Origin of the sequence: Streptomyces klenkii (assembly GCF_003626645.1) — a bacterium.
Taxonomy (GTDB): domain Bacteria; phylum Actinomycetota; class Actinomycetes; order Streptomycetales; family Streptomycetaceae; genus Streptomyces; species Streptomyces klenkii.
Genome location: NZ_RBAM01000004.1, coordinates 124,472 through 136,620 on the forward strand (window position 1 = coordinate 124,472; position 12,149 = coordinate 136,620).

General features: G+C 71.3%; 11 protein-coding genes. 3 read left to right on the forward strand and 8 right to left on the reverse strand.

Going from position 1 to position 12,149, the window contains the following annotated elements; genetic code table 11:
• Window positions 1-18: 18 nt before the first annotated feature.
• Together D7231_RS10610 and D7231_RS10615 are read right to left on the reverse strand one after the other, a co-directional pair.
• Window positions 19-1,833 carry a type IV secretory system conjugative DNA transfer family protein gene (locus tag D7231_RS10610; protein ID WP_120754791.1) on the reverse strand — a complete coding sequence of 605 codons (1,815 nt, stop codon included), beginning with the start codon at window positions 1,831-1,833 and terminating at the stop codon, window positions 19-21.
• A 224-nt stretch (window positions 1,834-2,057) separates the two neighbouring features.
• Window positions 2,058-2,561 carry a cupin domain-containing protein gene (locus D7231_RS10615; protein WP_120755558.1) on the reverse strand — a complete coding sequence of 168 codons (504 nt, stop codon included), beginning with the start codon at window positions 2,559-2,561 and terminating at the stop codon, window positions 2,058-2,060.
• A 229-nt stretch (window positions 2,562-2,790) separates the two neighbouring features.
• Here D7231_RS10615 and D7231_RS10620 point away from each other — a divergent pair, with 229 nt between their 5' ends.
• Window positions 2,791-3,564, forward strand: coding sequence for a 2,3-dihydro-2,3-dihydroxybenzoate dehydrogenase (locus D7231_RS10620; protein WP_120754793.1), 774 nt, complete (start codon window positions 2,791-2,793; stop codon window positions 3,562-3,564).
• Window positions 3,565-3,815: 251 nt separating this feature from the next.
• Here the strand turns inward: D7231_RS10620 and D7231_RS10625 are convergent, their stop codons facing one another.
• The 3 genes from D7231_RS10625 to D7231_RS10635 all read right to left on the reverse strand — a co-directional run bounded on the left by D7231_RS10625 (window position 3,816) and on the right by D7231_RS10635 (window position 7,649).
• Window positions 3,816-5,339: an MFS transporter gene (locus tag D7231_RS10625; protein ID WP_228775336.1), complete on the reverse strand. Its 1,524-nt coding sequence runs from the start codon at window positions 5,337-5,339 to the stop codon at window positions 3,816-3,818.
• 71 nt (window positions 5,340-5,410) lie between these two features.
• The gene (locus D7231_RS10630; RefSeq protein ID WP_120754794.1) at window positions 5,411-7,141 is read right to left on the reverse strand and encodes an FAD-binding oxidoreductase; all 1,731 of its coding nucleotides are present in this window, start codon (window positions 7,139-7,141) and stop codon (window positions 5,411-5,413) included.
• Complete coding sequence (locus D7231_RS10635) at window positions 7,134-7,649, reverse strand: AtaL-like protein (RefSeq protein WP_158673734.1); 516 nt, start codon at window positions 7,647-7,649, stop codon at window positions 7,134-7,136. Before D7231_RS10635 ends, D7231_RS10630 begins: the two co-directional genes overlap by 8 nt.
• A 195-nt stretch (window positions 7,650-7,844) precedes the next feature.
• Here D7231_RS10635 and D7231_RS10640 point away from each other — a divergent pair, with 195 nt between their 5' ends.
• A complete protein-coding gene (locus D7231_RS10640) occupies window positions 7,845-8,549 on the forward strand; it encodes an SDR family NAD(P)-dependent oxidoreductase (protein WP_120754798.1) in 705 nt (234 codons plus the stop codon).
• Window positions 8,550-8,668: 119 nt separating this feature from the next.
• Complete coding sequence (locus tag D7231_RS10645) at window positions 8,669-9,847, forward strand: 3-hydroxybenzoate 6-monooxygenase (protein WP_120754800.1); 1,179 nt, start codon at window positions 8,669-8,671, stop codon at window positions 9,845-9,847.
• Between the two features lie 117 nt (window positions 9,848-9,964).
• Here D7231_RS10645 and D7231_RS10650 read toward each other — a convergent pair whose 3' ends face one another.
• The 3 genes from D7231_RS10650 to D7231_RS10660 form a co-directional block, all read right to left on the reverse strand.
• A complete protein-coding gene (locus D7231_RS10650; RefSeq protein ID WP_338419850.1) occupies window positions 9,965-10,477 on the reverse strand; it encodes a rodlin in 513 nt (170 codons plus the stop codon).
• A 224-nt stretch (window positions 10,478-10,701) separates the two neighbouring features.
• Window positions 10,702-11,154 carry a rodlin gene (locus tag D7231_RS10655; protein ID WP_241999646.1) on the reverse strand — a complete coding sequence of 151 codons (453 nt, stop codon included), beginning with the start codon at window positions 11,152-11,154 and terminating at the stop codon, window positions 10,702-10,704.
• 173 nt (window positions 11,155-11,327) lie between these two features.
• Complete coding sequence (locus D7231_RS10660; RefSeq protein WP_120754802.1) at window positions 11,328-11,987, reverse strand: DsbA family oxidoreductase; 660 nt, start codon at window positions 11,985-11,987, stop codon at window positions 11,328-11,330.
• Window positions 11,988-12,149: the final 162 nt, after the last annotated feature.

Below are 12,149 nucleotides of genomic sequence, written 5' to 3' on the forward strand. Positions count from 1 at the left end.
CTTCCCGCCCCTCCTTACTTACGCGACCGGGTTCTCCACCGGCGGCGGCCCGATCCGCGACGCCCGCGTCGCGTGCTCGGCCGCCCGCAGCGCCGCCCCGTCCCGCCGCTGGTCCCACGGCAGCAGCTCGGCGATGACGCCCGGCGCGCCGCGGAAGAGGAGGAGTGCCCGGCCGTGCGGCAGCTGGCGGATCTCCTCGGGGCGCAGGATGCGGCGTTCGCGCTCGACCTCGTTGGTGCCGTAGCCGAAGAGGCGCTGGCTGTCGCGGGAGGTCGAGATCTCCGTGATCTCGGCCTCGCCGACGAGTTCGGAGAAGCGGCGCAGCGCCTCGACGTCCTTCAGGCCGCCCATGACGAGCGTCGCCGCCGCGTTGTCGAGCAGCGTGTCGGCCTCGTGCTGGCCCCACCGGAGCACGGCCTGGGCCAGGGACTGGAGCGCGTAGACGATGTGGATGCCGTAGCCGCGCGCGTCGGAGGCGAGCGACGGCAGCTTCGGCAGCGGGGCGACGTTCGCGACCTCATCGAGGACGAGGCGCAGGAACGGGTCCAGCCGGCCGGACGGCAGGCGCGGGGCGCGCCGCTTCGCCGCGTCGACGACCTCGCCGAGCAGCATCGTCGTCAGCGGCGAGACGTTCGTCGACGCGTTGGAGTCACTGATGAGGACGAGGGTGTCGCGGGAGGCGACGAACGCGTCCGGGCTGAAGGTGGGCACGCCTTCCTGCGGGGTGACGCAGCGCAGCACCTTGCGCAGGGCGAGGGGCTCGATCTGGGCGGCGAGGGTCTGGCGGGTCGAGGCGACGGTCTCGTCGGCGCCGGTCGACACGGAGCGCAGCAGGACGTCCCAGCCGGGCTCGGCGTTGGGGTGGTCGGTGAGGATGGCCCGCGGTTCGCTGGCCTTCTCCAGGTTGGTGGCCCAGCGCATGACGTGCTCGATGGTCTTGCCCTCCAGCGCCGCGGCGTGCAGGAGCCGCGTCAGCGCGGAGGACGCCGTCTGCTGGAAGAAGCTGCCGTTGCTGGAGGAGCTGTCGTCCGCGCCCATGCCGACGGAGAACGACAGGGCGCGCGACGTCGCCGTCTCGCCCTCCTGGCAGCCGGCCACCGGGTCCCACACCATCTTGTGCGGCCAGCCCACGGTGTCGAGCGGGTCGAAGACCCACACCCGGCCGAGCCGCGAGCGCGGTTCGGCGATGACGTCGAGGACGTCGGCGCGGGTGGAGGTGACGACGAGCGGGCCGGGGGCGTCGAGGCAGGCGGGGATGACGACGTTGCGGGACTTGCCGCCGCCGGACGGGGCGATGACCGCGACCGAGTCCTCCGGCGTGGCCACCAGCGGCTGCCCGCTGCCGACCTGCGTGCCGAGCATCCAGCCGACCTCGCGGAGCTCCGCGCGGGCGGCGGCCTTGGCGTCGTAGCGGCCGTCCTTGTCGGTGAACGACGTCGCGCGCGTCATCTTGGCGGCGGAGCGGGCGCGCTTCTCGCCGAGCATGTGGCGGGCCTCGGTCGCGGAGGCGAGGCCCTCGCCGCCCGCGCCGCGGGTACGGCGGTGCCGGGCCCGTACCGCCAGCACGACCAGGACGACCGGACCGAGCAGGATGCCGAGCCAGGCGGCGACGGTGACGGGGGCGGAGGCCGGTTCGATGCCGTCGCCGAGTCCCGCGAGGGGCTTGTGCGCGGCGAGGGCGCCGGCCGTGGCCAGGACGTTCGAGAGGGCCATGTGGTCGGCCGTGGCCCACACCGCCAGGTGCCAGCTGACGACCACGGCGATGAGCACGCCTGCGCCCTTGGCCAGGGCGATCTCGCCCTTGGGTCCGCCGCTCTCGTGCTTGCGTCCCACTTCGCGCGCGCCTGCCACGCCGTGGACCCCCGTCCCTTGCTTGATGTGATCCCTTCAGATCGCTGCGACGTTAACACCTCCGTGCGACAGCTCGGGTGTTCGAGGCGCGGGGTGGGGACGTGTGCAGCGAAGGTGTTACGGAACGGGGAGGGCGCTACGGGGCCGGGGTACGGAGTGAGGGGGCGGGCCGCGTGGTTACGCGGCGGCTGCTCGGACGGCGCGGGTTACGCGGCGGCTGCGCGGGCGGCGCGCCAGGTCGGGCTGTCGACGTAGTGGTTGTCGAAGCGCTCCGACGACTCCTTGATCTCCTCGACGCTCGCCTCGCCCCGGGCCACGCGGTCCAGCAGGCGGTAGTAGTCGAAGCGGGCCATGCCCGGCGTGAAGACGACCAGGGCTTCGGCGGAGTGGCCGGCCGCGGGGGCGAACGCGTGCGGCGTGCCCGGCGGTACGGCGAGGAAGTCGTTCTTGTGCAGGGTCAGGATGTCCTCCCCGACCAGCACCTCCAGCGCGCCGTCGAGGACGAGGAAGAACTCCGTGGCCCGGGTGTGGAAGTGGGCCGGGGCGCCGGCGGTGCCCTCGGCGAGCGTGGCGCGGTTGGTCGTGAACGCCCCGCCGGTGGTGTCCGAGTCGGCGAGGAGGGTGATCAGCGAGCCGGGGGCGTCGCTGAGGACGGTGGCCTCGGTGGAGCGGACGAGGAGGGGGGCGGCGGGCTTCTGCGTGCTGTTCATGTTGATCACTCTAGGCGGGGCAGTGTCCGGCCGTCTGGTCCATTTTTCGGCTGTGATCGTGGGCCACTTGAGGGTGCAGGCAGGGGCGGGCCGGGGCTGCTGCCCGGGTTTCCTTCTTTTTGTTTCGCCTCACCTGACGGAGTGAGAAAACCCCGCTTCACCTGCCATCCAGTTTTGCTGAAAATTGTTCACGGACGTGCCATGAACTCCCGGGTATGGAGGTTTACAGATGGAAGGAAAAGTCGCTCTCGTCACCGGGGCGGCAGGCGGGATAGGGGAATCGGTCGTCCGGACGCTCGCCGAAAGGGGGGTCACCGTCGCAGCGGTCGACAAGGACGCGGTCCGGCTGCGGGCCTGCGTCGAGAAATTCACCGCGGACGGTCTGCCCGTGGCCGCGTTTCCCGGTGACGTCACCTCCAGTCCGGACGTGGAGTCCTTCGTCGACGCGGTCGAGCGGACGCTCGGTCCGCTGGACTACCTGGTCAACGCGGCCGGCGTGCTACGGCTCTCCGAAGCGCGGCGGCTGACCGACGAGGACTGGAAGTTCACCTTCGCCGTCAACACCAGCGGCGTCTTCTTCGTCTCCCGCGCCGTCGTCAACCGCATGGTGCCGCGGGGCAGCGGGGCCGTGGTGACGGTCGCCTCCAACGCGGCCGGTACGGCACGGGTGGAGATGGCCGCCTATTCGGCGTCGAAGGCCGCCGCCACGATGTTCACCAAGTGCCTCGGCTTGGAGGTCGCCAAATACGGGATCCGGTGCAATCTGGTGGCGCCGGGCTCCACGGAAACGCCGATGCTCAGTGATATGTGGAAGGACGAGGCCGCGGCACGAAAGGCTTCGATCGAAGGGGTCGCCAGTTCCTTCCGGGTGGGAATTCCGCTACGGAAGCTGGCCCGTCCGGAGAACGTCGCCCAGGCGGTGGTGTTCCTCCTCTCGGACGCGGCGTCCCACATCACGATGCACGACCTGACGGTGGACGGGGGTGCGGCGCTGGGTGTCTGACCGTACGCCGGCTGAGCCGAGCGCCGTCGCGGGGCAGTTCCTGCCGCGACGGCGCGCTCGTTTTTGTGCGGGGATCCAGAGTCCACCGTTGCCCCGCAACAACCCCCGCCGCAACGGCGGGCCACCACAACGGCGCAGACCGGCGGTGCCGTACGAGCCGAGGCCCGGGACGGCACCGCCGGATACCGCCGCGGTGGCTGAGCACCGCTGCGACGGAAAGAAGGGGGCGAGCCCCCTTCAGAAGAAACGGCCTACGCCTCCGTGCCCCCCGTTCGGGCCGTTGCCCTTGCCGGGGCCGGAGTCGGGGCCGTCGCACCGCCCCGCCGCAAAGAGGCCCCCGTGCGCCGCCGCAGTGCCAGCGCCGAGACCACCGCGCTCGCCGCGAAGGCCGCCGCCGCCAGGAGGAGGGCGAAGGCGTAGCCGGCGGACGTGGACGCCGCGGCCGTCTCGCCCGCCGACCGGAGGTCATTCGCGTGGGCCGTCGCCAAAGAGACGAGGATGGCGAGGCCGACCGTCGGGCCGACCTCCATCGCCGTGTTGACGACACCGCCCGCCAGCCCCGCCCGCGAGTCCTCAACGCCCTCCAGGGCGACAACCGTCGACCCGGAGAACACGCACGCGATCCCGACCGGGAAGACGATCAGCCCGGCCAGCATGGCCCCCGCGTAAGGACTGGACGCGCCCAGCATCCCGATGAGCACCAGCCCGCCCGCCGCGACCACCAGCCCGCCCACCATGACCGTGCGCCCGCCGAACCGCCCGATCAGCCGCCCCGCCAGCATCCCCGTCACGACCTGGGCCGCACTGAACGGCAGGAACGCCGCCGACGTGAGCAGCGGGGACGCGTCCCGCACCTCTTGGAAGTACAGGGACAGCAGGAAGAAGATCGTGGACATGCCGGCGGAGCCGATGAAGACGGCCCACAGCGCCGTCGCCCGGTGCCGCCGCGCCAGGAACCCCAGCGGCACCAGCGGATCCGCCACCCTCAGCTCCACCACCACGAACGCGGCCAGCAGCAGCACCCCGGCCACCACCGGCCCCCACACCACACCCGCGCCCCAGGGCCGTTCGCCCGCCTGCACGAGCCCGTAGCTCATGACGGTCAGCCCGGCGGTGACCAGCACCGCACCAGGGACATCCAGCTTCACCCGGACCGGATCCGGCCCGGAGGGCAGCACGCGCCGCGCCGCGGCGACCGCGACCAGCGACACCACCACCGGCACCACGAACGCCCACCGCCACGACACCCACGTCGAGACCGTCCCGGACAGCAGCATCCCCGCCGTCGCCCCGAACCCGGCCAGCCCGCCCCACACCGCGAGCGCCCGCGCGTGCCGCGCGTCGTCGGGGTAGAGGGAGCGGACGAGGGACATCGCCGCGGGCGCCGCCAGCGCCGCCCCGACGCCCTGCACGAAGCGGCCCCCGAGCAGGAACGCGAACCCCGGCCCCAGACCCGCCGCGGCCGACGCCAGGCCGAAGACCGCGGCCCCGGCCACCAGCGCCCGCCGCCGCCCGAGCAGGTCCCCCAGCCGCCCGCCCAGCATCAGCAGGCCGCTGAACGACAGCCCGTACGCCGCGCTGACCAGCGTCAGCTGCGCGCCGGACAGCCCGAGGTCGCTCTGGATCGCCGGCAGTGCCGGCGACAGCATCGTGATGGCCAGGATCAGGACGACCTGTACGGCGCCCAGCAGGGCGAACCCGCGTCCGGTACGCGCGCCCACAGCGGATGACGCGGACGGACCGGAAGGACCGGTCGGCATCGCGACGGATGGCATGATTCCTTCTTCCCCACGCTTCCTCGGAATTCCTAATTCCTTAGGCCCGCATTCCTCAGGCCCCGGATTCCTCAAGCCCCGCCCGGCAGCCGCACCGACTGCGCATGCCGGAACACGTCCCTCGGGTCCCACCGCGCCTTCGCCGCCTGCAACCTGCGGTAATTCCCCTTGAAATACAGCTCGTTCCACGGCACCCCGGACCCGTTCCACCGCGCCTCGTTCAGATCCGCGTCCGCGTAATTGACGAAGCACCCGTCCGTGACGTCACCCGGCCTCGGCACGCCCCCGGACGCCGCGTAGACGTCCTGGTAGAACTCGCGGATCCACGCCAGATGCCGTGCGTCGTCGGCCGCTTCCTGCCAGAAGGTCACGTAGTGCAGCTTCATGACGGAGTCCCGCTGCGGCACAGCGGTGTCCCCCGCGCCCACCGCATTCACCCGCCCCCCGTACGCGCTGATCATCACCAGCGACATCGGACCGGCGTAGTCGCCCCGGCTCAGGTGCCGGTAGAAGGCCTTGAGCTGGTCCTCGGGAAAGCCCTTCCGCATGTACGCGGACTTGGCCTTGAACCGCATCGTGGTGTCGGGCGCGGTGAAGCCCGGCCAGGACGTGGTGGCGTGCAGCCAGGGGATCGTCCGCCGGTCGTCCACGCGGTACGCGATCCCCGCGCCCCGCCCGACCTCCGCCAGGAACGCGTCCAGCAGCCCGGCCGCACCCGGCACCGACGCGTCGATCTGCGTCGTCATCGAGAACGCCCCGGCCGACCGGTGCGCCGGCTTCAGCTGGCTGAACAGGCTCGCGTACGGGGATCCGGGCGCGCTGTTGCGCTCGCACCACCGCCCGTAGTTCCGCAGGATCGTGCAGAACGCCGCCTCCGTCATGCCCTCCCACGGCCACGAGACCGTGGAGACGAGCAGCTCGGAGGGCGGCTGCGGCAGCAGCCCCGCCGGATCGGCCCCGCCCGCGCCCCCGCCTGCACCAGCACCAGCACCCGGCGAGCGCATCCAGTACCGCGTCACGACCCCGAGCGATCCGCCGCCCGCACCCGTGTGCGCCCACAGCAGCTCGCGCAGCGGGTCGTTCTCCTCCCGCGTGGCGAACACTTTCCTGGCGGTCCCGTTCGCGTCGACGACGACGGCCTCGATCCCGTACAGGTGGTCCACGACGAGCCCGTGCAGCCGGGACAGCGCGCCGTAGCCGCCGCCCACGATGTGCCCGCCCGCACCCACCGTGGGGCACGTCCCGCCGGGCACCGTGACGCCCCAGCCCTTGTACAGGGCGCGGTACGCGTCCCCCAGCCGGGCGCCCGGCTCGATGTAGAAGGCGCGCCGGGCCGGGTCGTAGCCGACCCCGTCCAGGAAGCTGGTGTCGATGACGAGCCGTACGTCGTCCGAGGTCACGAAGTCCTCGTAGCAGTGCCCTCCGCTGCGCACGGCCGGCTTGCGGCCCGTGTCGACCGCCTCTTGGACGGCCGCGAGCACCTGGTCGGCCGAGCCCACCAGGCGTACGGCGTCGGGCGTGCCGGTCCAGCGGCGGTTGGCGCCGCGGGCGAGGTCGGCGTAGCGCCGGTCGGAGGGACGGACGGTGAGCGGGCCGAAGACACCCGGCGCGCCCGCACCCGTACCTGTACCCGCGCCCGTACCCGTGCCCCCGTCGGCCACCGCACGCCCCACCGGCCCCGCCGGCACCGCCCCGGCGCCCACGGCCGCCGCACCCGCGACGACCTGCCGCCGCGTGAACCGCCGCCCGACCCCGCCTGCCCCCGTTGCCTTGCTCTCCCCCGTTGCCCTGCTCTCACGCATCGCTGGCAACTCCAGCAACTTCGGTAACTTCGACAACTCCGGCATCGCCGAGCCCCTGGAGCGCGTGCTGCCGCAGCACCGTCGTCATGGCGTCGAGGGTCGCGGCGAAGTCCGCGTCGAGCTCGTGGAGGTAGACGTTCTCGCGGAGCACGGCCGACGACGGGGCATCGGTGAGGGTGATGCTGAGGGTGAGCGTGAGGCTGCCGTGCTCGTCCTCGCCCATCTGGTTGGTGATGACGGCGATGTCGGAGGAGTCCGCGTGCCGGAAGGTGATGCGGCCGGCCGCCTCGTCCGGAGTGACGCGCTGGACGAGCAGCCGCGAACCGCGCCGGGCCTCGCGCAGAAAACCGTCCTCGTAGCGCTCCAGGATCCGGCAGTCGCTGATCGCCGGCACATAGCCGACGGGATGTTCCGCCTTGTGCAGCAGTACGCGCCACAGCCGCTCGCGCGTGGTGCACGGTGCGTCGGATGCGTCATCGACTTTACGGGTCCACGAGAGCGTAATCATGCAGGGAAGTCTTCGCCGCATTCCCCGGCCCGGTCGAAGCTCTTTCCCTTACTACGTCAGGTACTCCGCCAGGTGCCGCACCACCTGACGTAGTCAAACGCATATGCAGCCACCACGCCGCGATTCCCCTGATGCTGAAGGAAGTTGAGACGCCAGTCGGCACAGGTCGGATCAGGCCGGAACAGGGGAGACGCGATGTCCAAGCGATTCGCAGGCAAGGTTGTCCTGGTCACCGGGGGTGGCGAGGGCATCGGCCGGGCCGCCGCCTTCGCCTTCGCACGCGAGGGGGCCGACGTCGTGGTCGCCGGCCGGCACCCGGAAATGCTGCACGACACCGTTGAAGAGATCAAGGCCTTGGGCGGCAGCGCCAGTTGCGGAATTGCCGACGTGACCCGGCACGGCGAAAACGGTGAGGCGTCCGACGCCGAAGCCGTCGTGGCCGCGGTCGTCGAACGGCACGGCCGCATCGACGTCGCTTTCAACAATGTCACCGAACTCGGCCCCAACCAGCCGGTGGCGGAGATCTGCGAGAGCGTGTGGGGCGAGACCCTGGCCGCCAATCTGACCGGGGTCTGGCTTTCCATGAAGCACGAGATCGCCCACATGGAGCGCAACGGCGGCGGCGTGATCGTGAATACGGCCAGCAACATCGGCAGCCAGGGCATGCTGCCGGGCCTCGGCGCGTACGCGGCGTCGAAGGCGGCGGTGAGCACGCTCACGCAGACCGCCGCCCGCGAATACATCGACAAGGGCATCCGCATCAACGCGATCAGCCCCTGCCCGCTGGGCCGCGGCGCGAAGGTCGAGGAGATCGCCGACACCGTGCTGTGGCTGGCCTCCGACGAGGCGTCCTACGTCGTCGGCCACGACCTGGTCCTGGACCGCAAGACCGCCGTCTGAGCTGACCGCCGTCTGAGGCCTGAGCCACTACTGCGGCCCACGCCCCCACCCCAAGTCCGACCGCCGCCTGACCGTTCGATCACCCCTTTCCCCCGCCCGAGAGGACTGCGAGAGACGACATGGCCAACATCCTTATCGCCGGGGGCGGGATCGGCGGTCTCGCGGCCGCCCTGTCCGTCGCCCGGCAGGGTCACCGGGCGACCGTGCTGGAGCGCAGCGACGTCTTCGGCGAGGTCGGGGCCGGCATCCAGCTCGGCCCGAACGCCTTCCACGCCCTCGACGGCCTGGGCGTCGGCGACGCGGTCCGCGCGCGGGCCGTGCTGATCGACGAACTGCAATTCATGGACGGCACGACGGGCGAGCGGATCGCCCGCATGCCGCTGACCGGCGCCTACCGCGAGCGCTTCGGCAATCCGTACGCCGTCGTGCACCGCGGCGACCTCTACCAGGCGCTCCTCGACGCCTGCCGCGCTCACCCCGCCGTCACCCTCCTCGGCGGCCATTTCGTCGTGCGCTACGAGCAGGACGCGACGGGCGTCACCGCCGTCACCTGCACCGGGCGTTCCTTCCGCGGCGACGTGCTGATCGGTGCGGACGGGATCCGCTCGGCCGTACGCCGCCAGCTCGTCGGCGACGGCGACCCTCGTGTGTCGGGCCACACCATCTACCGCTCGGTGATCCCCATGGATCAGGTGCCGCGGGAGCTGCGCTGGAACAGCGTGACGCTGTGGGCCGGGCCCAAGTGGCACTTCGTGCACTACCCCATAGCCGGCGGCAAGTGCCTGAACCTGGCGGCGACCCGCGACGACGCCGCCTCGGAGGCGGTGGCGGGGCTGCCGGTGCCCGCCGAGGCGGTCGTCTCGGAGTTCCCGGAGCTGGGGCACGCCGCGCGGCGGCTGCTGGAGCTCGGCAAGGGCTGGCGGGCGTGGGTGCTGTGCGACCGCGACCCGGTGCCGGGCTGGACGGACGGCCGGGTGACGCTGCTGGGCGACGCCGCGCACCCGATGCTCCAGTACGCGGCGCAGGGCGCGTGCATGGCGCTGGAGGACGCGGTGCTGCTCGGCGAGCTGCTACGGGGCGCGGAGCCGGACGAACCGGCCCTGGAGCGGCGGCTGGAGAAGTACAACGCGGCGCGCGGCGAGCGCACGGCGCGGACGCAGCTGGTGGCGCGCGAGATGGGCAAGCAGCTGTACCACCCGGAGGGGGAGGCGGCCTTGGCCCGCAACCGGATGCTGTGTTCCCTGACGGCGGACGAGCTGTACGACAAGGTGGCGTGGCTGCACGCGGGAGCGCGCTGAGAACACAGCCGCATACGAGACCACAGCCGCATACGCGCACGGAATACGCACCCGCAATACGCACACGAACGCCCCCGGGATTGCCGGGGGCGTTCGTGGTGTGGGGGCGGGCTGCCGTCAGTGGCCGTGCCCGTGGTGCCAGCCGCCGTGATCGTCGTCATCGTCGTGGCCGCCGCGGTGGTCGTCACCGCGGTGGTGGCCGAAGCCGCCGTGGTGGTGGCGACCGCCCTCGTGGTCCTCGTGGTTCCAGGAACCGTTGCCCGAGATGATCGGGATCTCGTCCAGGATGTGCGACAGCGGGTCGTCCCCGTCGCTGATCGTGGAGTTCTCGGTGCAGGACTGCTGCTGCTGCGAGGACAGGATCGGGATGTCCTGGAGGCCGACGTTGATCGCGGAGAGCAGCGACTGGGCGCCGAGCTTGCCGATGCCGATGCACGGCTTGTTCAGCGAGCCGTTGATCAGGCCCATCTGCGGGCTCATGTAGCCGCCCGTCCAGGTGTTTCCGTACATCTGGCCCGCGCCGTTGGCGTTCGCAACGTCGTGGCCGTTGCCGACGGCCATCGCGGGGGTCGCCGACACGCCGGCCGCGGAAGCCACGAGTGCGGTCGTGGCCACTACTTTCTTGATCACGCTTGGTTCCTCGTTCTGGCTCGACGATTACGGGATCTCTGAGCTCTCTGCCTAACTCGGGAAATTCCGAGAGGTTATTACCGGATACGGCCCTTCACTCATTCGGCCCTGGACCCGGACCCGGCCACCCGGTACCGGACGCCGGGAAAATGAATGGGAAATCCCCCTGCCGCGGGGCCCGCACACCCGCCGCAGGGGGAATTTCCGTCCGACTACCGCGATGCTCAGTGCCCGCCGAAGCCCGAGTGGCCGCCGAAGCCGTGGTGGCCGTGACCGCCCTCGCTCTTGTTGCCGGAGCCGTTGCCCGAGATGATCGGGATCTCCGAGAGGATGTGCGACAGCTGGTCGTCGCCGTCGCTGATCGTGGAGTTGTCGGTGCACTGCTGCTGCTGCTGCGACGTGAGGATCGGCACGTCCTGGACGCCGATGTTGGCGAGGAGCGCCAGCACGGACTGGACACCGATCTTCCCGATGCCCAGGCACGGCTTGTTCAGCGTGCCCTGGATCAGGCTCATCTGCGGGCTTTCCTTGCCGCCGGTGTGCGTGTTGCCGTAACCGGTCACCGCGGCGTTGCCGTTCGCGACGTCCTGGTCGTTACCGATGGCCATCGCCGGGCCGGCCATGGTGCCGACCGCGGACGCCGTCATGGCTGCCGTGGCAATTACCTTGTTGAGCACGTCCTAAGCCTTTCGATCGTGTAGCGCCCCCACTGGGAAAGCGTTCTGAATAACTCCGCCCCTATACGGAAGTTCCGGCCTTTCACTCATTCGAGCCAGTGGGATCGCGGCACGTAGGACTGGCCGACAAATGTAAATAGGCGGGGAAGTGATATGGAAATAAGCGGGCGCGGTCAGGGCGTGGCGTTGCCGGTTATCCGGGCAGCGGACGACGCCCGTGCCATCGCCTCGTACAAAGCGCCCTCGGTCTGTACGCCCAGCAGGACGGGGCCGTCGGCGATCCGGAAGAGGGGGGCGCCCGTGACGCCGTGGTGCCGCAGCCGGTGCAACGCGCCGCGGAGTTCCTCCGCTTCGGGCGAGGTCCGTGCCAGCACGCCGGGTCCGTACGGGGTGAGGTCCACGCCGCACTCCTCGGCCAGGTCCCGCAGCACCTCTTCGGCGGCGATGTGCTCGCCCTCGGCGAAGTGCGCGCGGAACAGCCGCTCGACCACGGCCTCGGCGCGGCCCTGCTCGGCGGCGCGGGCGATCAGCAGGTGGGCGCGGAAGGTGCCGGTGGCGACGGCCCGGTCGTAGCGCAGCTCCAGCCCGTCGCGGGCGGCCTGCCAGGTGAACAGCTCGGTCTGCTGTGCGGCGTACGGGCCGAGCGCGCGTTCCAGCAGGGGCATCAGGGGCTGGGGGCTGTCGGAGGCGGCCGGGGCGATCTCGTACGGGCGGAAGGTGATCGCGACGGGGGTGCCGCGGGCGCGGAGGCGGTCCGCGGCGCGGACGAGGCGGGTGTAGCCGATGTAGGAGTGGACGCAGATGACGTCCAGCACCATGTCCGCCTTGACCATCCGGATCCCCCCTCCGTACCGCCGCCCGCCGGCTCGCTTGCTTGCTCACTTGCTCGCTTGCCGGGCGGCTGGCCAGCCAGGACGGAACGTAAGACATGGCTTGTGGGGCGTCAAGCAGGAATGTCAAGGATTGGGTGGCGATGCACGCCTCATGAGGTGACG